The 21059-nt window shown below is 70.7% G+C and carries 18 protein-coding genes; 5 read left to right on the top strand and 13 right to left on the bottom strand.

From position 1 onward, the window contains the following. Positions 1-80: 80 nt before the first annotated feature. Both FB157_RS28415 and FB157_RS28420 read right to left on the bottom strand, forming a co-directional pair. On the bottom strand, positions 81-1169 hold the full coding sequence (locus FB157_RS28415; protein WP_145883506.1) for a branched-chain amino acid aminotransferase: 1089 nt from the start codon (positions 1167-1169) through the stop codon (positions 81-83). A 244-nt stretch (positions 1170-1413) separates the two neighbouring features. Next, positions 1414-2457: a 3-isopropylmalate dehydrogenase gene (locus FB157_RS28420; RefSeq protein ID WP_097252242.1), complete on the bottom strand. Its 1044-nt coding sequence runs from the start codon at positions 2455-2457 to the stop codon at positions 1414-1416. Between the two features lie 227 nt (positions 2458-2684). On the opposite strand from FB157_RS28420, the gene FB157_RS28425 reads away from it, so the two are divergent. Beyond that, positions 2685-4187 (top strand): metallophosphoesterase family protein, encoded by a 1503-nt coding sequence (locus FB157_RS28425; RefSeq protein WP_261386588.1) that lies wholly within the window; start codon positions 2685-2687, stop codon positions 4185-4187. Between the two features lie 137 nt (positions 4188-4324). Here FB157_RS28425 and FB157_RS48700 read toward each other — a convergent pair whose 3' ends face one another. Together FB157_RS48700 and FB157_RS28435 are read right to left on the bottom strand one after the other, a co-directional pair. Continuing rightward, on the bottom strand, positions 4325-4456 hold the full coding sequence (locus FB157_RS48700; RefSeq protein ID WP_145883508.1) for a hypothetical protein: 132 nt from the start codon (positions 4454-4456) through the stop codon (positions 4325-4327). A 220-nt stretch (positions 4457-4676) separates the two neighbouring features. Then, the gene (locus FB157_RS28435) at positions 4677-5615 is read right to left on the bottom strand and encodes a LysR family transcriptional regulator (protein WP_385171992.1); all 939 of its coding nucleotides are present in this window, start codon (positions 5613-5615) and stop codon (positions 4677-4679) included. 66 nt (positions 5616-5681) lie between these two features. Here FB157_RS28435 and FB157_RS28440 point away from each other — a divergent pair, with 66 nt between their 5' ends. Beyond that, positions 5682-6674 (top strand): NADP-dependent oxidoreductase, encoded by a 993-nt coding sequence (locus tag FB157_RS28440; protein ID WP_145883510.1) that lies wholly within the window; start codon positions 5682-5684, stop codon positions 6672-6674. 7 nt (positions 6675-6681) lie between these two features. Here FB157_RS28440 and FB157_RS28445 read toward each other — a convergent pair whose 3' ends face one another. Next, complete coding sequence (locus tag FB157_RS28445; RefSeq protein WP_145883511.1) at positions 6682-7221, bottom strand: GNAT family N-acetyltransferase; 540 nt, start codon at positions 7219-7221, stop codon at positions 6682-6684. A gap of 70 nt (positions 7222-7291) precedes the next feature. Between FB157_RS28445 and FB157_RS28450 the strand changes: the two genes are divergently transcribed. Next, positions 7292-8179 (top strand): alpha/beta fold hydrolase, encoded by an 888-nt coding sequence (locus tag FB157_RS28450; RefSeq protein ID WP_186581714.1) that lies wholly within the window; start codon positions 7292-7294, stop codon positions 8177-8179. Here the strand turns inward: FB157_RS28450 and FB157_RS28455 are convergent. From FB157_RS28455 to FB157_RS28465, 3 genes are all read right to left on the bottom strand, one after another. Continuing rightward, the gene (locus tag FB157_RS28455; protein ID WP_145883512.1) at positions 8130-9008 is read right to left on the bottom strand and encodes an alpha/beta fold hydrolase; all 879 of its coding nucleotides are present in this window, start codon (positions 9006-9008) and stop codon (positions 8130-8132) included. The genes FB157_RS28450 and FB157_RS28455 overlap by 50 nt on opposite strands. Positions 9009-9114: 106 nt before the next feature. Then, entirely contained in the window at positions 9115-10746 is a 1632-nt protein-coding gene (gene pruA / locus FB157_RS28460; RefSeq protein ID WP_145883513.1) for an L-glutamate gamma-semialdehyde dehydrogenase, read from the bottom strand. A gap of 38 nt (positions 10747-10784) precedes the next feature. Continuing rightward, on the bottom strand, positions 10785-11711 hold the full coding sequence (locus FB157_RS28465) for a proline dehydrogenase family protein (RefSeq protein WP_145883514.1): 927 nt from the start codon (positions 11709-11711) through the stop codon (positions 10785-10787). A 163-nt stretch (positions 11712-11874) separates the two neighbouring features. Here FB157_RS28465 and FB157_RS28470 point away from each other — a divergent pair, with 163 nt between their 5' ends. Next, complete coding sequence (locus FB157_RS28470) at positions 11875-13095, top strand: CdaR family transcriptional regulator (RefSeq protein ID WP_145883515.1); 1221 nt, start codon at positions 11875-11877, stop codon at positions 13093-13095. Between the two features lie 82 nt (positions 13096-13177). Here FB157_RS28470 and FB157_RS28475 read toward each other — a convergent pair whose 3' ends face one another. Continuing rightward, entirely contained in the window at positions 13178-13762 is a 585-nt protein-coding gene (locus tag FB157_RS28475) for a TetR/AcrR family transcriptional regulator (protein ID WP_145883516.1), read from the bottom strand. A gap of 97 nt (positions 13763-13859) precedes the next feature. On the opposite strand from FB157_RS28475, the gene FB157_RS28480 reads away from it, so the two are divergent. After that, on the top strand, positions 13860-15413 hold the full coding sequence (locus tag FB157_RS28480) for an MFS transporter (protein WP_145883517.1): 1554 nt from the start codon (positions 13860-13862) through the stop codon (positions 15411-15413). 113 nt (positions 15414-15526) lie between these two features. Here FB157_RS28480 and serA read toward each other — a convergent pair whose 3' ends face one another. The 4 genes from serA to FB157_RS28505 form a co-directional block, all read right to left on the bottom strand. Then, on the bottom strand, positions 15527-17116 hold the full coding sequence (gene serA / locus FB157_RS28485) for a phosphoglycerate dehydrogenase (RefSeq protein ID WP_145883518.1): 1590 nt from the start codon (positions 17114-17116) through the stop codon (positions 15527-15529). 389 nt (positions 17117-17505) lie between these two features. Beyond that, positions 17506-18504 (bottom strand): ketol-acid reductoisomerase, encoded by a 999-nt coding sequence (gene ilvC, locus FB157_RS28495; protein WP_145883519.1) that lies wholly within the window; start codon positions 18502-18504, stop codon positions 17506-17508. Positions 18505-18624: 120 nt separating this feature from the next. Continuing rightward, a complete protein-coding gene (ilvN, locus tag FB157_RS28500; RefSeq protein ID WP_145883520.1) occupies positions 18625-19149 on the bottom strand; it encodes an acetolactate synthase small subunit in 525 nt (174 codons plus the stop codon). 21 nt (positions 19150-19170) lie between these two features. Beyond that, positions 19171-21021, bottom strand: coding sequence for an acetolactate synthase large subunit (locus FB157_RS28505; RefSeq protein WP_145883521.1), 1851 nt, complete (start codon positions 21019-21021; stop codon positions 19171-19173). Positions 21022-21059: the final 38 nt, after the last annotated feature.

Below are 21059 nucleotides of genomic sequence, written 5' to 3' on the forward strand. Positions count from 1 at the left end.
GGGGCGCGGGGAACTGCGCGACCAGCCACAACGACGCAAGAGACGAACGACGGCCGATCGCGTCGGTTCCCGCCGGGCCATCAGCCGATGCGATGCATCCAGCCGTGCTTGTCCTCGGACTTGCCGCGCTGGATGTCGAGGAGGGCCTGGCGCAGGCGGAGAGTCACCTCACCCGGCTCTCCGCCACCCTGCTTCCACTCGGCAGAGGCACGCTTCACCGTGCCGACCGGCGTGATGACGGCCGCGGTGCCGCAGGCGAAGACCTCGGTGAGGGTGCCGTTCTCCGAGTCGGCCTGCCACTGCTCGATGGAGACGCGGCCCTCCTCGGACTCGTAGCCGAGGTCGCGGGCGACGGCCAGCAGGGAGTCACGGGTGACGCCCTCCAGGATGGAGCCGGTCAGCGTGGGCGTGACGATCCTGTCGCCGTACACGAAGTACAGGTTCATGCCGCCGAGCTCCTCGACCCACTTGTGCTCGACCGCGTCGAGGTAGCAGACCTGGTCGCAGCCCTGGGCGGCGGCCTCGGCCTGGGCGAGCAGGGAGGCCGCGTAGTTGCCGCCGGTCTTCGCGTCGCCCATGCCGCCGGGGACGGCGCGGACGCGGTCCTCGGACGCCCAGATGGAGACCGGCTTCACGCCGCCCGGGAAGTACGCGCCGGCCGGGGAGGCGATGACGATGAACAGGTACTCGTTGGCCGGCTTGACGCCGAGACCGACCTCGGTGGCGATCATGAACGGACGCAGGTAGAGGGACTCCTCGCCGCCGTGCGCGGGCACCCAGTCCTGGTCCTGCCGGACCAGGGCGTCACAGGCCTCGACGAACGTCTCGACCGGCAGCTCGGGCATGGCGAGGCGCTTGGCGGAGCGCTGGAAGCGCTTGGCGTTCTGGTCGGGGCGGAAGGTGGCGACCGAGCCGTCGGGCTGGCGGTAGGCCTTCAGGCCTTCGAAGATCTCCTGGGCGTAGTGCAGGACGTTGGTGGCCGGGTCGAGGGGGATCGGCGCGTACGGAACGAGCTGGCCGTCGTGCCAGCCGCGGCCCTCGGTCCACTTGATCGTCACCATGTGGTCGGTGAAGTGGCGGCCGAATCCGGGGCTGGCCAGGATCGCCTCGCGCTCCGCGGCGGCGAGCGGATGGGCGGAGGGCTTGAGCTCGATCGTGGGCGTCGTCATGAGTGGGTGTCCTTCACCGGTTGTAGTGAACGAGCCGCGCTCACTCCCGTCACCGGCTTGCGCCGGTGTTAGGACGTCCGAGCTTTCCCTCATACCGCGGCTCCGCGTTCGATTATCGCGCGGGGCCGTGGTCGGAAGGAATCGGGGTGAATGCGGCCCAGGGGTTGATGGTGGCACCCGGCGACCGCATAGGAAAAGCCGCCGGGTGCTGATGCGACCCGGCGGCTCGATGTAGCGCTGGGCGTCAGCCGGCTACTCGTACGGCAAGCGCGTCACCGATCTCCGACGTACTGCGGGCGGGCTTGCCGACGCGTTCGGTGAGGTCGGCGGCGACCGCGGTGTCGATGCGGTCGGCCTCGGCGTCGTAGCCGAGGTGGCGCAGCAGCAGGGCGACGGACAGGACCGTGGCGGTGGGGTCGGCCTTGCCCTGGCCGGCGATGTCCGGGGCCGAGCCGTGGACCGGCTCGAACATGGACGGGAACTCGCGGCTCGGGTTGATGTTGCCGGAGGCGGCCACACCGATGCCGCCGGAGACGGCCGCGGCGAGGTCGGTGATGATGTCGCCGAACAGGTTGTCGGTGACGATCACGTCGAACCGCTCGGGCTGGGTGACCAGGTAGATGGTCGCCGCGTCGACGTGGATGTAGTCGGTCTCGACCTCGGGGAACTCCGCGGCGACCTTGTTGAAGATGTTGGTCCACAGGTGCCCGGCGAAGGTCAGCACGTTGTTCTTGTGGACCAGCGTGAGCTTCTTGCGCGGGCGGGCCTGGGCACGGGCGAAGGCGTCGCGGACCACACGCTCGACACCGAAGGCCGTGTTGACGGAGACCTCGGTGGCCACCTCGTGCTCGGTGCCCTTGCGGATGGTGCCGCCGTTGCCCGTGTAGGGGCCCTCGGTGCCCTCGCGGACGACGACGAAGTCGATCTCCGGCTGGCCGGCCAGCGGGGTCGCGACACCGGGGAGCAGCTTCGACGGGCGCAGGTTGACGTGGTGGTCGAAGGCGAAGCGGAGCTTGAGCAGGAAGCCGCGCTCCAGGACGCCGGACGGGACGCTCGGGTCGCCGATCGCGCCGAGCAGGATGACGTCGTGCTGCTTGAGGGCGGCGAGGTCGGCGTCGGTGAGGGTCTCACCGGTGGCGTGGTAACGCTTGGCGCCGAAGTCGTACTCCTTGGTCTCCAGCTTCACATCCTGCGGCAGGACGGCGGAGAGGACCTTGAGACCCTCGGCCACGACCTCCTGGCCGATGCCGTCACCGGGGATCACTGCGAGATTGATGCTGCGAGACATGCCGGCACCCTACTCCTCGTCCCAGGTGATGACATGCCCTGTCCGTCATACGGACACCCGTATGGGTTGCAGGTGTCCTCCCGTCGGCTGTCGTTCACCCCTGTGTGGCACGGGTGTTGGTCCCCGGTGGAATCTTCCCTGTCATGGCTGCCCTTTCCAGGGGGACACCCCCCGGACCCCCCGTCCCCGACTTCGGTATCCCGCGCCCGCTCGCGGAGCGGATGAGCATGGCCGAACAGTACGAGTACCTGCGCACCCGAATGGTCCGCCGCCGCACCCTGGTGACGGCGGGTGCGGTCGCGGGCGGCCTGCTGACCGCCTGCTCCTCCGGCTCCGGTGCCGCGGCGCACCCGGCCCCGGCCGCCTCGCGGGTGTCCGGTTCGGTGGTCCGCCCGTTCGGTCGCCATCTGGCCTTCGGTGCCGACCCGAAGACACAGATGCGGGTCTCCTGGCAGGTGCCGCTCGCGGTGAAACGGCCGTACGTGCGCGTCGGGCTGCGCCCCGACGACCTCGGCCGCCGGATCGAGGCCGAGGTGCGCAACCTGCACACCCCCGGGGTGCAGGGCGTGCGGCCCGCGGTCGAGCAGTACTACCTGCACGCGGCCCTGGACGGCCTCAAGCCCGGCACGACGTACTACTACGGCGTCGGCCACGACGGCTGGGACCCGGCCGCTCCCGCCCACCGCAGCGGCCTCGCCTCCTTCCGCACGGCGCCCGCGACCCCGGAGCGCTTCGTGTTCACGGCCTTCGGCGACCAGGGCGTGGGGCAGGCCGCGAACGCCAACGACCACCTCGTGGGGCGCCAGAACCCCGCCTTCCACCTGCACGCGGGCGACATCTGCTACGCGGACGTCAACGGCGCCGGACAGACCTCGGACGGCTACGACCCCACGTTCTGGGACCAGTTCCTGAAGCAGAACGACCCGGTCGCCAAGTCGGTGCCGTGGATGGTGACCACCGGCAACCACGACATGGAGGCCTGGTACTCACCGGACGGCTACGGCGGACAGCTGGCCCGGTTCTCCCTGCCGGACAGCGGCTTCGACCCGCACGGGACGCCGGGCGCCTACGCGTTCACCTACGGCAACGCCGGCTTCGTCGCGCTGGACGCCAACGACGTGTCGTACGAGATCCCGGCCAACTTCGGGCACAGCGGCGGCCGGCAGACCAAGTGGCTGGACGCGACGCTGGGCGAGCTGCGCGCGACGAAGGGCGTGGACTTCCTCGTCGTCTTCTTCCACCACTGCGCCTACTCGACGTCCCAGCACGCCTCCGACGGCGGTGTCCGCAAGGAGTGGCTGCCGCTGTTCGCGAAGCACCAGGTGGACCTGGTGGTCAACGGGCACAACCACGTGTACGAGCGGACGGACGCGATCAAGGGCGGCGAGGTCGGCAGGTCCGTGCCGATCGGCGCGTCGACCGATCCGACGCGGGACGGGATCGTGTACGTCACCGCGGGCGGCGGGGGCAGGGACCTGTACTCCTTCCCCTCGGGCGTCAAGGACAGCTACGAGGGTCATGTCACCCGGCACGACGCCGTGCAGACCTTCCACTGGACCAAGGACAAGGAGCACGCGGGGGAGACGGCCCAGTGGTCGCGGGTGCGCTACACCGGCTTCTCGCTGCTCGCGGTGGAGGCACGGCCGGGCCCGTCACCGCGGCTCACGGTGTCGGCGCTGGCCGAGGACGGACGGCGGATCGACCACTTCGAGGTGCGGCGCGGCGGATGAGATCCGAGGTGCGGCGCGGCCGTGAGGCCGCGCCGCACCATGGGGGTCCCCCCCCGCTCGAGCGAAGCCGAGAGCGGGGGAGGGTGCGGCTCCCGGATCAGTGACGGCTCACCGGCGGCTTCGGCGGCCCAGGCGGCTCAGTGGCCGGTCTCGCCGCCGTTGTCGCGGCGGTCGAGGGCACGCTGGAGGGCGGCGGCGGCGTTCTGGCGCTCGGACTCGCTCGTGCGGGACACGTGGCGGACTCGGCGGCGGACGGTCGTCTCGGCCATGGAAATCGACTCCTTCGGCAAACCGGAGTGCGGCAAGAGGGGTTGCGAGACGCCGGATGGGCGGGGAGCGGTGCCGCAGGGGTTGCCTGCACGGGGCCCGGCTCACGACCGCCATTCGCTTGATCGAGCGAGACGTTCGGCTCCTACAAAAGTAAGGGAGCCGGCCGAACCTGTCTGCACAATTACTCGGACTTCCTACTATCTGAGACGGTGGACTGGGTCACACCGCTGCGACCTGCGCTTTTGTCGTCCGCGGATGGAGTGAGCGCAGCTCCCGGACGAGCGCCCGAACGGCGGAGGTGGCGGCCAGTTCCGGGGTGGTGACGTAGCCGACGGAGCGGGACGGCCGCTCGGGTCCGAGGTCGGTGACGGCCACCGCGGGCGGGGCCCCGGTGAGGGAGAGCGCGGGCATGATGGCCATGCCGAGACCGCTGCCCACCATCGACAGCACCGCCCCGTCGTCCTCGGCGCGCACGGTCGCGGCCGGGATCCAGTCCTGGGCGGCCCACCAGTCGCGGGTGTAGGAGCCGCAGTTCTCCATCCAGTCGACCAGCGGGAGGGTGCGCGGCGCCGGGTGTCCCGCGGGGTGGACCAGGGAGTACGGCTCCTCCAGCAGCACGTCGCCGACCAGCCCGGCGGGCAGGGGCGAGCCGCCGAGGGTGGCGATCCCGAGGTCGGCCCGCCCTTCGGCGACGGCGCCCGCGGTGCCGGGGCCCAGTTCCCGTACGACGGTGACGGTCACCTCGATGCCCGGGTGCCGTTCGGCGAGCCGCTCCAGGGCCGGCGGCAGCAGATGCAGGGCGGCGCTGCGGAAGGCGGCGACGCGCAGTGCACCGGTGGCCTCGGCGGTGCCCGCGCCCCGGGCGTCGGCGGCCAGCGCCCGGAGCATCCGCAGCACGCGCCGGGCGTGGGCCGCCGCCCGCTCCCCGCCGGGCGTCGGCCGGGCGCCGAACCGGCCGCGCTCGAAGAGGACGACGCCCAGCTTGCGCTCGATGCCGCGCACGGCGTGGGAGACGGCGGACTGGGTGGCCCCGAGCCGGCCGGCCGCGGCCGAGAAGCCGCCCTCGTCGGCGACGGCGACGAGGATCCTCAGCTCCTGCGGGGTAAGGTCGGCTGCTGTCACTCGGGGCTCCCACCTGCGTCTATGAGGGCGGTTCATGGATCACCGCGTTCCATGAGCGCAACCCTCTGCCCGGCCCCGGCATTCCTTCCTACGGTCCCTGGCATGACCGAGATCGCACTCACCGTGCAGCAGACCGCCCGTCCGGCCGGCTTCCCGACCGCAGACCACTTCCGCTTCGTCGAGTCCCCCGTGCCCGAGCCGGCTCCGGGCACGGCCCTGCTGGAGAACCTGTACTGGTCCGTGGATCCCTACCACCGCGAAATGATGGACGGGGACTTCGAGTTGAACGCACCGCTGGAGGGCCGCACCCTCGGCCGGGTCGTCGCCTCCCGCACCCCGGCGCTCCCCGAGGGGGAGATCGTCTTCCACCGGCAGGGCTGGCGCACCCACTCCGTGGTCCGCCCCGAGGAGGTCAGGCGGCTGCCCCACCACGCGGGCGTACCGCTGTCGGCGTACCTGAGCGTGCTGGGCGGCACGGGCCTGACCGCCTATGTCGGTCTCACCCGGATCGCGCAACTGCGTCCGGGCGCCGACGTGTTCGTCTCCGGCGCGGCGGGCGGGGTCGGCACGGCCACCGGCCGCTTCGCCCGGCTGCTGGGCGCGGGCCGGCTGATCGGCAGCGCGGGATCGGCGGAGAAGGTCAAGTACCTGACGGAGGAGGTCGGTTACGACGCCGCCTTCGACTACCACCGCGCCCCCGTCGCCGAACTCCTCGCGGCGGCCGCCCCGGACGGCATCGACCTGTTCGTCGACAACGTCGGCGGCGACCACCTCGGCGCGGCGATCGACGCCCTGCGGGAGCGAGGCCGGGTGGTGCGGGTCGGCACGATCAGCAGGTACAACACCCCGGACGCACCACCGGTCGTCTTCAACCACTCGGACGTCGTGGAGAAGAGTCTGCGCATCGAGGGCTTCCTGGTGAGCGGCTACCGGGATGTGCAGGAAGAGCTGTACGACTTCGCCGTACCGCATCTGCGCAGCGGGGCGCTCGCGGCCGACGAGACGGTGGTGGACGGGTTCGAGCTGATCGTGGAGGCGTTCCTGCTGATGCTGCGGGGCGGCAACACGGGGAAGATCCTGGTCCGCAAGGCGTGACGTGCCGTCAGGCGACGTCCCCGTCACGCCAGTCGAGGACGAGCGCATGGGCCGGGTCCAGGGAGCCGGCGAGCCCGGGCCTGACGTGGAGGCCCCCTTCCTCCTCCGGCAGACGGACGATGCCGTCCGGCGAGAGGGCGCAGACGTGACCGCTCCACCGCTGCCAGCCGCGGGCGGTGTACAGCGGGGCGCCGTCCTCGCTCGCGGAGAGCGCTCCGAGGTCGTAGGCCCGGTCGACGATCCGTTCCAGCTCGGCCATCACCCGCCCGCCGAGCCCGGTGCGGCGTACGTCGGCCCGTACGGCGACCGCCTCCACGTATCCGGCGCGCAGCCAGCGCCCCTGGTGCCGTATCCGGCGCATCACGACCGAGCCGTGCGCGGCGAGACCGGCAGTGTCGTGGACGAGGGCGTGCATGCCGCCGAGGCCGTGGTCCCAGTCCTGGTCGGCGAAGTCCCCGTCGAAGGCCTCGTCCAGGAGGGCGCGGGCGGCGCGGAGGTCGGCGGGGTCGAGGTCGGCCGTGTGGGCGGTACGCAGGCGAAGGGTCATGGAGCAAGGATCGCATCTAACCGCTAAAAGTCTCTTGACTGGTTAGATGGAGGCGTGATGCACTGCTGTCATGTCGATTCACCAGGTTCACCACCGCACCGTCACCGTCCGCGGCCTCGACGTGTACTACCGCGAGGCGGGCCCGGAAGACGCACCGGTCCTGCTGCTCCTGCACGGCTTCCCGAGCAGCTCGCACATGTTCCGCGAGCTGATCCCGCTGCTCGCCGACCACTACCGGGTGATCGCCCCCGACCACATCGGCTTCGGCCGGTCGGCCGCGCCGGCGGCCACGGAGTTCACGTACCGCTTCGACGAGCTGGCCGCGATCACCGGGGAGTTCACCGAGCAACTGGGGCTGAAGGAGTTCGCCCTGTACATCCAGGACTACGGCGCCCCGATCGGCCTGCGCCTGGCCCTCGCCCACCCCGAGCGCGTGACGGCGATCGTCACGCAGAACGGCAACGCCTACGAGGAGGGGCTCGGCGAGCAGGCCTGGGCGCCGGTGCTCGCGCTGATCGCGGAGCGGACGCCGCTGACCGAGGAGCCGGTCCGGGAGCTGATCAGCCCGGAGGGGATCAAGTGGCAGTACGTGCACGGGGTGCCGGACCCGTCACTGGTCAGCCCCGACGCGTACGAGCACGACACGGCACGGATGGCCCGGCCCGGTCAGTCGGAGATCCAGCTCGACCTGATCTCCGACTACGGCTCCAACATCACCCTGTACCCGGCCTTCCACGAGTACTTCCGCACCAGCCAGGTGCCACTGCTCGCCGCCTGGGGCGCGCACGACGCGATCTTCGTGCCCGCGGGCGCGCTCGCCTTCCAGCGGGACCTGCCGAGGGCCGAGGTGCATCTCCTGCCGGCCGGGCACTTCGCCCTGGAGACGCACGCGGACCAGATCGCCGCGCTCATGCGGGACTTTCTCGGCCGGCATCTGCCCGCTGCCGCCACTGCCTGAGCGTCTCCCGGAAGCCGTTCGGGTCCTCCGCCCACGGCAGGTGCCCGGCGTCCGGGAGGATCACCCGCCGGGCGTGGGGCAGGGCCTCGGCGAGGGAGTCGACGGCCGCGCGCGGCCGGATGTCCCGGGCGCCGTCGATGATCAGCACCGGCACGTCGAGCTTCTGGCAGGCGGTGTACAGCTCCGGGGTGCCCCAGAGGCGCTTGCGCTCCTCGCCCAGCACCGTGTTGGACTCGGAGTTGATCCCGAACCACGGCTCGGCCATGCGCCCGGCGGGCTCCAGGGCCCCGTCCCGGTCCTCGAACTCCACGGACCACTGCAGGACCGCGCGCTCCCGCTCCTCCTCCTCCGTGCGCTGCGCGCGGGCCGTCAGCTCCCGCCAGCGGGCCAGGCGTTCGGGGTGGTCGGCGAGGCGGTTGAGGAAGGTGTGGTGGTAGGCGCCGTACCAGTCGGAGTCCGGGCCGATGCCCGTGCCCGCGACGTACACCAGCGAGCCCACCCGGTCCGGATGCGCCAGGGCGTAGCTCAGCGCCAGCTGCGCACCCCAGGAGTGGCCGAGCAGAGCCATCCGCTCCAGCCCGAAGTGCCGTCGTACGGCGTCCAGGTCCGCGACGAACCGCTCGCTCGTCCACGGACCGTCGCAGCGCTCCGACCGCCCGCAGCCGCGCTGGTCCCAGCGGATCACCGGGGTCACGTCCGCGAGCAGCCCGGCCACGTCACCGAACATGTCCCACAGGCCCGGCCCGCCGTGGCACAGGACCAGTGGATCGCCCGCACCGCCCGACCGCCGGGCCCACAGCCGTACTCCGTCGTCCGTCATGACCGTCATGTGTCCAGTGTGACGGGGCGGGGAGGCGGGACGGGGGAATTGGAAACGGGCCGGGAAGCCTGCTCGGATGTCAGGTTTCCCGGCCCGTCGTTCGGGGGGCTGAGGATCAGCCCATGTGCGGGTACGTGTAGTCGGTCGGCGCGACCAGCGTCTCCTTGATGGCGCGGGTCAGGGTCCAGCGCATCAGGTTCTGCGGGGCACCGGCCTTGTCGTTGGTGCCGGAGGCACGGCCGCCGCCGAAGGGCTGCTGGCCGACGACGGCGCCGGTCGACTTGTCGTTGATGTAGAAGTTGCCGGCCGCGTAGCGCAGCTTCTCCATCGTGTACGCGGCGGCCGCGCGGTCGTTGGAGATGACCGAGCCGGTCAGGGCGTAGTCGGAGACCGACTCCATCTGCTCCAGCATCTCGTCGTACTTGTCGTCCTCGTAGACGTGGATGCCGAGGACCGGACCGAAGTACTCGGTGCGGAAGATCTCGTTCTCCGGGTCGGTGGACTCGATGACCGTCGGGCGGACGAAGTAGCCGACCGAGTCGTCGTAGGTGCCGCCCGCGACGATCGTGCAGGTCGGGTCCTCCTTGGCGCGGTCGATCGCGGCCTTGTTCTTGGCGAAGGCACGGTCGTCGATCACGGCGCCGATGAAGTTCGACAGGTCGGTGACGTCACCCATGGTCAGGTAGTCGACCTCGGCCGCGAACTCCTCCTTGAAGCCCGAGTTCCAGATGGAGGCCGGGATGTAGGCGCGGGAGGTCGCGCTGCACTTCTGGCCCTGGTACTCGAAGGCACCGCGGGTGAGGGCGGTCTTCAGGACGGCACGGTCCGCGCTCGGGTGGGCGACGAGGAAGTCCTTGCCGCCGGTCTCGCCGACCAGACGCGGGTAGGAGCGGTACTTCTCGATGTTGTTGCCGACCGTCTTCCACAGGTACTGGAAGGTCTTGGTCGAGCCGGTGAAGTGGATGCCGGCGAGGTCGCGGTGGACCAGGGCGACCTTGGAGACCTCGATGCCGTCACCGGTGACGAGGTTGATGACGCCCTTGGGCAGACCGGCCTCCTCCAGCAGCTGCATGAGGAGCACGGCGGCGTGGGTCTGGGTGGGCGACGGCTTCCACACGACCACGTTGCCCATCAGCGCGGGCGCGGTGGGCAGGTTGCCCGCGATGGCGCTGAAGTTGAAGGGCGTGATCGCGTAGACGAAGCCCTCCAGCGGGCGGTGGTCCATGCGGTTCCACACGCCCGGGGAGTTCGCCGGGGGCTGCTCGGCGAGGATCTGGCGGGCGTAGTGGACGTTGAAGCGCCAGAAGTCGACCAGCTCGCAGGGGGTGTCGATCTCGGCCTGCTGGGCGGTCTTGGACTGGCCGAGCATGGTGGAGGCGGCGATGGTCTCGCGCCAGGGGCCGGACAGCAGCTCGGCGGCGCGCAGGATGATCGCCGCGCGGTCGTCGAAGGACATCGCACGCCAGGCCGGCGCGGCGGCCAGGGCCGCGTCGACGGCGTCCTGGGCGTCCTGCTGGGTGGCGTTGCGCAGGGTGCCGATGACGGCCTTGTGGTTGTGCGGCTGGACCACCTGGATGGTCTCGCCGCCGCCCATCCGCCGCTCGCCGCCGATGGTCATCGGCAGGTCGATCGGGTTCTCGGCCAGCTCCTTGAGCTTGACCTCCAGACGGGCGCGCTCGGGCGAGCCGGGGGCGTAGCCGTGCACCGGCTCGTTGACGGGGGTGGGGACCTGGGTCACAGCGTCCATGAGATCCGTAACTCCTTGTACGTGAGCGGGTGTTCGGGCTAGCCCTTGCTGACCATCGACCGGAGGAAGAAGCGCAGGTTGGCCGGCTTCTCCGCGAGACGGCGCATGAAGTAGCCGTACCAGTCGGTGCCGTAGGCGGTGTAGACGCGCATGCGGTGGCCCTCGGCGGCCAGCCGCAGGTGCTCGTCGCCGCGGATGCCGTAGAGCATCTGGAACTCGTACTCGTCCAGTTTGCGCCCGGCCTGGTGCGCCAGCTCCTGCGCGATGGCTATGAGGCGCGGGTCGTGGGACCCGATCATCGGGTAGCCCTCGCCCTCCATCAGCGTCTTCAGGATGCGCACGTAGGCCTTGTCGATCTCGTGCTTCTGCTGGTAGGCGACCTCGGCGGGCTCCTTGTAGGCGCCCTTCACGAGGCGGACACGGCTGCCGGCCTCGGCGAGGCGACGGGCGTCGGCCTCGGTGCGGAAGAGGTAGGCCTGGATGACGCAGCCGGTCTGCGGGAAGTCCTTCCGCAGCTCCTCGTGGATGGCGAACATCGAGTCCAGGGTGGTGTGGTCCTCGGCGTCGAGCGTGACGGTCGTACCGATGGCCGCGGCGGCCACGACGACGGGGCGGACGTTGGCGAGCGCCAGCTCGTGGCCGCCCTCCAGGGCCTGCCCGAACATCGACAGCTTGACCGACATCTCGACCTTCTCGCCGAGCTCCAGCTCGCGCAGCCGGTCGATCAGCAGCAGATAGGCGTCCCGGGCGGCGGTGGCCTGCTCGGGGGTGGTGATGTCCTCGCCGACGACGTCCATCGTCAGCTCCAGGCCCTTGGCCGTCAGGTCGCTGATGATCGGGACGATGTCGTCGACGGTCTCGCCCGGGATGAAGCGGTCGACGACCTGCTTGGTCACCGGGGCCGCCGAGATAAGGCGTCGCATCCGGTCGCTGCGCGACGCGGCGAGAATCACGGGACCCAGCACGGGGCACCTCCACAGACAAGCACCAAACGGCCGCCACCCGACGATTCGGGTACGGCACGGAGAACCACCGTGAAACCTAAGGATCTCTTCGATCGTCGGCCATCGACAGCTGTCACGCATCCGTGCACCGGATCTCAGACATATGTATGAAGGCGGCGCGGAAATGCGCGAAGATGCCTGCGTGGCAGCGGATGCAGCATCCTTTGGAAGCGTGGGCGATTATCAGGAGCTGGTGGACGAGATCTCGGAACTGCTGGGGGCGCCCGCGACCCTGGAGAACCGGGACTTCGAGCTGATCGCCTTCGGCGCGTACGACAGTGAGGGCGACCTGGATCCCTCGGCGCTGGACCCGGTGCGCACCCGCTCGATCCTGACCCGGCGCTCCACGGCGACGGTGCGGGCGTGGTTCGAGGGCTTCGGCATCACGCGCGCGACGGGGCCGGTGCGGATCCCGCCGACCCCGGAGGCCGGCGTCTACCGCGGCCGCATCTGTCTGCCGGTACGCCATCGAGGTGTCGTCCTCGGCTATGTCTGGCTGCTGGACTACGACCCGGGTCCGACGGACGCGCAGCTGACCGCCGCCATGCAGGTGACGGGCCGGATCGGCGCCCTGCTCGCCGACGAGGCGCAGGCGGGAGCCGGTCTGGGCCGGGAGCTGCGGGCCGTGCTGACCGCGGAGAGCGGGTGGCAGCGGGACTCGGCGGTGATGGAACTCCGCACCGCCCTCGGGACCCGCGCCGACGCCCCCCACACGGTGGTCTGCATCGCGCCGTGGCCCTCGGCCGACCCGGAGCAGGCCCCGTCACCGCGTACGGTCCCGCACGCCACGGCCCTGTGCACGGTGCCGTGGGGGACGGCCGGTCAGAGCCTCGCGGTCCTGGTGCGGCTGCGCTCGACCGATGTGGCGGCACCCGCGCTGACGGCGGCCTCCCGGCTGCTGAAGGAGGCGGAGGGAACGCGGTCGGGCGGGGGCAGGGCCGCGGCCGGTGTCGGCGAACCCCGCGGCGGACTCGCCGAACTGGGCACGGTCTGGCAGGAGGCCTCCGCCGCCGCCCGCGCCGCACTGGCCGAGCCGAGGTTCGGGCCCGTGGCCGAGTGGCGGGGCATCGGCCCGTACCGCCTGCTGACCGCGCTGCCCGCGGAGGCCACCCACGACCCGGCCGTCGCACCCCTCCTCTCCCCCGCCCACCAGGACCTGGCCCGCACGGCCGAGGTCTACCTGGACCGAGCGGGCCAGGCCGGCCGCGCCGCGGCGGAGCTGGGCATCCACCGCCAGACCCTCTACTACCGCCTGTCCCGCGTGGAACAGCTGACGGGCCTGGACCTGGACGACGGCGAGGACCGGCTGCTGCTGCACATGGCGCTGAAGAGGTCCCGGCTGTAGCCGCCGGCGCCGGGCGGCTGCCCCGGCCCGGCCGTCGTACGGCACTTCGCGGACCGGGTGCCGCAGCCGCGGGACGGCAGGGTCAGCTCGTCGCGGCACCCGCGATCGTCCGCCGCAGCCCCTCCGTGAGCTGCTCCGCGGTGGTCGCCGAGTCCGGGTCGAAGAGCCACTGGACCATCAGGCCGTTGAGGAGGGTCTGGTAGAAGCGGCCCTCGCTCTCGACGGTCTCCTTGTCGAGGTCGGACTCCGGAACCCCGCTGAACAGGGACACGAGGCCCGAGCGGCCCTCCTCCTGCGCCTCGGACAGCAGCTTGCGCACCTGCGGGATCCGGTCGCCCTGGAGGATGAGTTCGAAGCTCAGCAGCCAGATCGCCCGCGACCCGGGAACCGCCCGGATGATGCTCGCCCACACCTCGTGGAACCGCTCCAGCGATCCCGGGGGCTGCGTCACCTCGCCGCCCAGACCGGGGTCGAAGCTCTCCCCCACACCCTCGATCAGCGAGACGTACGCCTGCACCAGCAGCGCGTCCTTCGACCCGTAGTGGTAGCCGATCGACGCCAGGTTGGTGCCCGACTCCTTGACGATGTCCCGCGCGGTCGTGCGCAGGAAGCCCTTCTCCAGCAGGCAGCGCTTGGCGCCTTCGAGCAGATCCTCACGATGTCCCATGCGGACCACCCTACCGAAGATTCATACAACCGTCCTAGACGCACGACTTATACAAGCGTTCTAGACAAGCGTTTAAGACGCTTGTACAGTCATCGGCATGACGAACTCGACGAGCACCGACTCCCCCACCGGACGCGCCGGCCGGCGCGAATGGACCGCGCTCAGCGTGCTGATGCTGCCGCTGCTGCTGGTCTCCATGGACGTCTCGGTCCTCTACTTCGCGATCCCCTCGATCAGCGCCGACCTGGAGCCGAGCGGCACCCAGCAGCTGTGGATCTTCGACATCTACGGCTTCGTCCTGGCCGGTCTGCTGATGACGATGGGCTCGCTGGGCGACCGCATCGGCCGCCGCCGACTGCTCCTGCTCGGCGCGGCCGCCTTCGGGACCGCGTCCCTCGTCGCGGCCTACGCGAACAGCGCCGAGACCCTGATCGCGGCCCGCGCGGTCCTCGGTATCGGCGGCGCGACCCTCATGCCGTCGACCATGGCGCTGGTCCGCACGATGTTCACCGACCCCGGACAGCGGGCGAAGGCGATCGGTATCTGGTCCGGCGTCATGACCGGCGGCATCGCGCTGGGCTCCGTGCTGAGCGGAGTGCTGGTCCAGTACTTCTGGTGGGGCTCGGTCTTCCTGGTCAACCTGCCCGCGATGGTCCTGCTGCTGGTCCTCGGCCCGATCCTGCTGCCGGAGTCGAAGAACCCGGAGCCCGGCCGCTTCGACTTCGTGAGCGTGCCGCTGTCGATGGCGGCTGTGCTCCCCGTGATCTACGGCCTCAAGGAGATCCCGTCCGAGGGCTGGCACCCGCAGTACGTCGTCTCGGTCACCGTCGGCCTGCTCTTCGCGGCCCTCTTCGTCCACCGCCAGCGCACGGCGGCCTCGCCGATGATCTCGCCGGCCCTGTTCCGCGGCCGGGGCTTCGCCCCCGCGGTGGTCCTGAACCTCGTCTCCGCGCTCGCGATGATGGGTTCCGCGTTCTTCACCACGCAGTACCTGCAGTCGGTGCTCGACAAGAGCGCGCTGGAGGCGGCCCTGTGGTCGCTGCTGCCCTCGGTGCCGATCGGCATGGCGGCCCCGATCGCGACCGCCCTGGTCCAGAAGGGCGTCAACCGCGCCTACGTGGTCACCGCGGGCTTCGCGATCGCCGCGGCGGGCTACGGCATGCTGGCCCTGACCGGCACGGACTCCCTCTGGCTCGTCCTCGCCGCCTGCGGCGTCCTGGCCTCCGGCATCGTCATGGTGATGTCGCAGATGACCGACCTGGCCATGGGCGCGGCCCCGGTGGAGCAGGCGGGCGCCGCCTCCTCGCTGCTGGAGACGGGAACGGAGTTCGGCGGCGCGCTGGGCATGGCGGTCCTCGGCTCCATCGGTACGGCGGTCTACCGCCACGAGATGCCGTCCTCGGCGCCGGCCGAGGCCCACGAGACCCTGGGCGGCGCGCTCGCGGTCGCCGGCCGGCTGCCGGGGCGCACGGGTGACGCCCTGGCGACGGCGGCCCGGGAGGCGTTCACCACCGGCATGCACAGCGCGGCGATCGCGGGGGCGGTGCTGCTGGCTCTCGCGGCCGTCGGGGCGGCGGCCACCCTGCGCCGGATCCACGTCCGGGAGACTCCGGCACCGGAGAGCGTCACGGCTCCTCGGACCGCGGCCTGAGCCTCACACCCCCGGGCGACCGGGGCCCGTAGGAACGGGGACCCTCCCAGGCACGACAGCGCCGGGCGGGCTGAGAACTCCTCAGCCCGCCCGGCGCTTTGTGCGACGGAGACTCAGACCAGGTTCACCGAGCGGGCGGACGTCGCCCCGATCTCCGACGCGACCTCGGCCAGAACCGCGGTGCCCACCGTGTCGTCCACGGTCAGCACGGCCAGCGCCTCTCCGCCGACCGCCGCGCGGGCGACCTGCATGCCGGCGATGTTGATGCCCGCCTCGCCGAGGATGCGGCCGACGGTGCCGACGACACCCGGGCGGTCCTCGTAGCGCAGGACGACCATGTGGTCGGCGAGCGCGAGGTCGACGTCGAAGTCGCCGACCGCGACGATCTTCTGCACGTGCTTCGGGCCGGCCAGCGTGCCGGAGACCGACACCTCCTCGCCGCTGCCGAGCGTGCCGCGCACGGTCACCACGTTGCGGTGGTCGGCGGACTCGGAGCTGGTGGTCAGCCGCACCTCGACGCCACGCTCCTGCGCGAACAGCGGCGCGTTGACGTACGACACCGTCTCGTCGACGACGTCCTCGAAGACGCCCTTGAGCGCGGACAGCTCCAGCACCTTCACGTCGTGCTGGGTGATCTCGCCGTAGACCTCGACGTCGAGACGGACCGCGACCTCGCCCGCGAGCGCGGTGAAGATGCGGCCGAGGCGCTCGGCGAGCGGCAGACCCGGCTTGACGTCCTCGGCGATGACACCGCCCTGGACGTTCACCGCGTCCGGCACCAGCTCACCGGCGAGCGCGAGGCGCACCGACTTGGCGACGGCGATACCGGCCTTCTCCTGGGCCTCGTCGGTCGAGGCGCCGAGGTGCGGGGTGGCCACGACCTGGTCGAACTCGAACAGCGGGGAATCCGTGCAGGGCTCCTTGGCGTACACGTCCAGCCCCGCGCCCGCGACGCGGCCCTCCTTGAGCGCCGAGTACAGCGCCTCCTCGTCGACGATGCCGCCGCGGGCCGCGTTGACGATGCGCACGCTCGGCTTGACCTTGCGCAGCGCCTCGTCACCGATCAGGCCGAGGGTCTCGGGGGTCTTGGGCAGGTGGACGGTGATGAAGTCGGAGACCTCGAGCAGCTCGTCCAGGGACAGCACCTTGACGCCCATCTGCGCGGCGCGCGCGGGCTGCACGTAGGGGTCGTAGGCGACGACCTTCATGCCGAAGGCGGACATGCGCTGCGCGACGAGGGCACCGATGCGGCCCAGGCCCACGACACCCAGCGTCTTCTCGGCCAGCTCGACACCCGTGTACTTGCTGCGCTTCCACTCGCCGACCTTCAGCGCGGCGTTCGCCTGCGGGATGTTGCGCGCGGTGGCGAGCAGCAGACCACAGGCCAGCTCGGCGGCGGTGACGATGTTGGAGGTCGGGGCGTTGACGACCATCACGCCGGCCTTGGTGGAGGCGGAGACGTCGACGTTGTCCAGGCCGACGCCGGCGCGCGCGACGACCTTGAGCTTCTTCGCGGCGGCGATGGCCTCGGCGTCGACCTTGGTGGCGGAACGGATCAGGATCGCGTCGACGTCGGCGATGGCGGGGAGCAGCTCGGCTCGGTCGGCGCCGTTGCAGTGCCGGATCTCGAAGTCGGGGCCGAGCGCGTCGACGGTCGCGGGCGACAGCTCTTCAGCGATGAGTACGACGGGTTTCGAGCTCACGTGAGTCCTCACAAGTCCAATGCGGACGGCCGTCCCGACGGCCGCTGGCGGTGGAGGGGAGTGGCACCGGGGAAGGGCGGGTGCGTTCCCGCGTCGTTCGGTGCGTGCTCTCGGCGTGCCGGGCGAAGGTCCTCGTAGCGGAGCTACCAGGCCCTTTGGCCGGTGCGGCGAGAGTGCGTGCCGGGCGGCGCGGGGCGTGCCTGCAATTCCTCGGTGTCGCTTAGCCGCGGAAGACGCACGACGCTGTGGGCCTGACGCGTATGTTGTGCAGCAGTGTAGTGGCGTGCCGGAGGGCGTCTTGCGCCTCTGCGGAAGGATCACCCGTCCGTGGCTGGACGGGGTGGACAAAGGGGGCCGGAGCAGTCTGCCCCGACCCCCTGACGTGAGGCTTACGCCTCCTCGTTCACCCAGCTCATCAGCTTGCGGAGCTGCTTGCCGGTGGTCTCCAGCAGGTGCTCGGCGTCCTGCTGCTTGTACTCGTTGTACTTCTTCAGACCGCCGTGGTACTCGTCCATCCAGGTCTGGGCGAAGGTGCCGTCCTGGATCTCGGCGAGGACCTGCTTCATCTCGGCCTTGGTGGCGTCGGTGATGATGCGCGGGCCGGTGACGTAGTCGCCCCACTCGGCGGTCTCGGAGACGGACCAGCGCATCTTCTCCAGGCCGCCCTCGTACATGAGGTCGACGATCAGCTTCAGCTCGTGGAGGCACTCGAAGTAGGCGATCTCCGGCTGGTAGCCCGCCTCGACCAGGGTCTCGAAGCCGGCCTTGACCAGGGCGGAGGTGCCGCCGCACAGCACGGCCTGCTCGCCGAACAGGTCGGTCTCGGTCTCCTCGGTGAAGGTCGTCTTGATGACACCGGCGCGGGTGCCGCCGATGGCCTTGGCGTACGACAGGGCCAGCGGGAAGGCGTTGCCCGTGGCGTCCTGCTCGACGGCGGCGATCGCCGGAACGCCGCGGCCCTCCTCGTACTGGCGGCGGACCAGGTGGCCCGGGCCCTTCGGGGCGACCAGGGCGACGTCGACGCCGGCCGGGGGCTTGATGAAGCCGAAGCGGATGTTGAAGCCGTGGGCGAAGAACAGCGCGTCGCCGTCCTTCAGGTTCGGGGCGATGGACTCCTCGTAGACCTGGGCCTGGATCGGGTCCGGGATGAGGATCATGATGACGTCGGCCTCGGCGGCGGCCTCGGCCGGGCTCACCACGCGCAGGCCCTGCTCCTCGGCCTTGGCCTTGGACTTGGAGCCCTCGTGCAGACCGACACGGACGTCGACACCGGAGTCGCGCAGCGACAGGGCGTGCGCGTGGCCCTGGCTGCCGTAGCCGATGACCGCGACCTTGCGGCCCTGGATGATGGACAGGTCGGCGTCAGCGTCGTAGAACAGCTCGGCCACTTTGGGTTCTCTCCTTGGTGTGCAGGTTGTGCGTCCCACCGTATGCCGGTGAGCGGACGGAAAGTCTCGGGGTCTCGGCATACGGGCGACCGGCGATGCGCCGACCGCCCGTATCCAGCCTTACGCGGATCGGTCGAGGGCGCGCAGCGAGCGGTCCGTGATCGAACGGGCGCCGCGGCCGATCGCGATCGTGCCGGACTGCACCAGCTCCTTGATGCCGAACGGCTCCAGCATCTTGAGCATGGCGGACAGCTTGTCGCTGGACCCGGTGGCCTCGATGGTGACGGCCTCCGGGGAGACGTCGACGGTCTTGGCGCGGAACAGCTGGACGATCTCCACGATCTGGGAGCGGGTCTCGTTGTCGGCGCGCACCTTCACCAGAACGAGTTCGCGCTGAACGGCCGAACCCGGCTCCAGTTCGACGATCTTCAGGACTTCGACGAGCTTGTTGAGCTGCTTGGTGACCTGCTCCAGCGGCAGGGCTTCGACGCTCACCACGATCGTGATGCGGGAGATGTCGGCGTGCTCGGTGACGCCGACGGCGAGGGAGTCGATGTTGAAGCCGCGGCGGGAGAAGAGGGCGGCGATCCGGGCCAGGATGCCCGGCTTGTTCTCCACCAGGACGGAGAGCGTGTGCTTGGACATTTTCTTCTGCGTCTCTCTCGCTCAGTCGTCTTCGTTGTCGCCGAAGTCGGGGCGGACGTCCCGGGCGGCCAGGATCTCGTCGTTGGAGGTGCCGGCGGCGACCATCGGCCAGACCATCGCGTCCTCGTGGACGATGAAGTCGATGACGACCGGACGGTCGTTGATGGAGTTCGCCTCTTCGATGACCTTGTCCAGGTCCTCGGGGCGCTCGCAGCGGATCGCGTAACACCCCATGGCCTCGGACAGCTTCACGAAGTCGGGGACGCGGGTGCCGGCGCTCGGCTCCTTGCCGGTGGCCTCCGGGCCGGAGTGCAGCACGGTGTTGGAGTAGCGCTGGTTGTAGAAGAGGGTCTGCCACTGGCGGACCATCCCGAGGGCGCCGTTGTTGATGATGGCGACCTTGATCGGGATGTTGTTCAGGGCGCAGGTGGTCAGTTCCTGATTGGTCATCTGGAAGCAGCCGTCGCCGTCGATCGCCCAGACCGTACGGTCCGGCCGGCCGGCCTTGGCGCCCATGGCGGCCGGGACCGCGTAGCCCATCGTGCCCGCGCCACCGGAGTTCAGCCAGGTGGCGGGCTTCTCGTACTGGACGAAGTGCGCGGACCACATCTGGTGCTGGCCGACGCCCGCGGCGAAGATCGTGCCCTCCGGGGCGAGCTGCCCGATGCGCTCGATGACCTGCTGCGGGGCCAGGGAGCCGTCCTCGGGCTGGTCGTAGCCGAGCGGGTACGTCTCGCGCCAGCGGTTGAGGTCGCTCCACCAGGCGGTGTAGTCGCCCTTGTGGCCCTCGCTGTGCTCCTTCTGCACGGCCTGGACCAGGTCGGCGATGACCTCGCGGGCGTCGCCGACGATCGGCACGTCGGCGGCGCGGTTCTTGCCGATCTCGGCCGGGTCGATGTCGGCGTGGACGATCTTGGCGTACGGGGCGAAACTGTCCAGCTTGCCGGTGACGCGGTCGTCGAAGCGGGCTCCGAGGGCGACGATCAGGTCGGCCTTCTGCAGCGCGGTGACGGCGGTGACCGCACCGTGCATGCCCGGCATTCCCACGTGCAGCGGGTGGCTGTCGGGGAATGCGCCGAGCGCCATCAGGGTGGTGGTGACGGGCGCTCCGGTGAGTTCGGCGAGGACCTTCAGCTCGGCGGTGGCCTGCGCCTTGATGACGCCGCCGCCGACGTAGAGGACGGGCCGCTTGGCGGCGGTGATCAGCTTGGCGGCCTCGCGGATCTGCTTGGCGTGCGGCTTGGTCACCGGGCGGTAGCCGGGCAGGTCCATGGTGGGCGGCCAGGAGAAGGTGGTCTTCGCCTGGAGTGCGTCCTTGGCGATGTCGACCAGGACCGGGCCCGGGCGGCCGGTGGAGGCGATGTGGAACGCCTGCGCGATGACCTGCGGGATGTCCTCGGCCTTGGTGACGAGGAAGTTGTGCTTGGTGATCGGCATGGTGATGCCGACGATGTCCGCCTCCTGGAAGGCGTCCGTGCCGATCGACTTCGAGGCGACCTGGCCGGTGATCGCGACCAGCGGCACCGAGTCCATGTGCGCGTCGGCGATCGGCGTGACCAGGTTGGTGGCGCCGGGGCCGCTGGTCGCCATGCAGACGCCGACCTTGCCGGTGGCCTGCGCGTAACCGGTGGCCGCGTGGCCGGCGCCCTGCTCATGGCGGACCAGGACGTGGCGCACCCGGGTGGAGTCCATCAGCGGGTCGTACGCCGGCAGGATCGCGCCGCCGGGAATGCCGAATACCGTCTCAGCGCCGACCTCCTCGAGGGAGCGGATGAGGGACTGCGCACCCGTGACGTGCTCGACGGGGGCGGACTGCTGTCCTCCGGATCGGGGCCGCGGCTGCGGATGGGCCCCGGTGGCCTGCTCGGTCATCGGCATTCTCTTCTCGATGCTGAGGGTTTTTGCGAGGT

This window comes from Streptomyces sp. BK340 (genome assembly GCF_007827595.1).
Lineage (GTDB): Bacteria > Actinomycetota > Actinomycetes > Streptomycetales > Streptomycetaceae > Streptomyces.

Bases quoted from the DNA above. Each gene is read 5' to 3' on its own strand.
- FB157_RS28415 (WP_145883506.1), bottom strand. From the start codon at position 1,169: ATGACGACGCCCACGATCGAGCTCAAGCCCTCCGCCCATCCGCTCGCC.
- FB157_RS28420 (WP_097252242.1), bottom strand. From the start codon at position 2,457: ATGTCTCGCAGCATCAATCTCGCAGTGATCCCCGGTGACGGCATCGGC.
- FB157_RS28425 (WP_261386588.1), top strand. From the start codon at position 2,685: ATGGCCGAACAGTACGAGTACCTGCGCACCCGAATGGTCCGCCGCCGC.
- FB157_RS48700 (WP_145883508.1), bottom strand. From the start codon at position 4,456: ATGGCCGAGACGACCGTCCGCCGCCGAGTCCGCCACGTGTCCCGCACG.
- FB157_RS28435 (WP_385171992.1), bottom strand. From the start codon at position 5,615: ATGAACCGCCCTCATAGACGCAGGTGGGAGCCCCGAGTGACAGCAGCC.
- FB157_RS28440 (WP_145883510.1), top strand. From the start codon at position 5,682: ATGACCGAGATCGCACTCACCGTGCAGCAGACCGCCCGTCCGGCCGGC.
- FB157_RS28445 (WP_145883511.1), bottom strand. From the start codon at position 7,221: ATGACCCTTCGCCTGCGTACCGCCCACACGGCCGACCTCGACCCCGCC.
- FB157_RS28450 (WP_186581714.1), top strand. From the start codon at position 7,292: ATGTCGATTCACCAGGTTCACCACCGCACCGTCACCGTCCGCGGCCTC.
- FB157_RS28455 (WP_145883512.1), bottom strand. From the start codon at position 9,008: ATGACGGTCATGACGGACGACGGAGTACGGCTGTGGGCCCGGCGGTCG.
- pruA (WP_145883513.1), bottom strand. From the start codon at position 10,746: ATGGACGCTGTGACCCAGGTCCCCACCCCCGTCAACGAGCCGGTGCAC.
- FB157_RS28470 (WP_145883515.1), top strand. From the start codon at position 11,875: ATGCGCGAAGATGCCTGCGTGGCAGCGGATGCAGCATCCTTTGGAAGC.
- FB157_RS28475 (WP_145883516.1), bottom strand. From the start codon at position 13,762: ATGGGACATCGTGAGGATCTGCTCGAAGGCGCCAAGCGCTGCCTGCTG.
- FB157_RS28480 (WP_145883517.1), top strand. From the start codon at position 13,860: ATGACGAACTCGACGAGCACCGACTCCCCCACCGGACGCGCCGGCCGG.
- ilvN (WP_145883520.1), bottom strand. From the start codon at position 19,149: ATGTCCAAGCACACGCTCTCCGTCCTGGTGGAGAACAAGCCGGGCATC.
- FB157_RS28505 (WP_145883521.1), bottom strand. From the start codon at position 21,021: ATGACCGAGCAGGCCACCGGGGCCCATCCGCAGCCGCGGCCCCGATCC.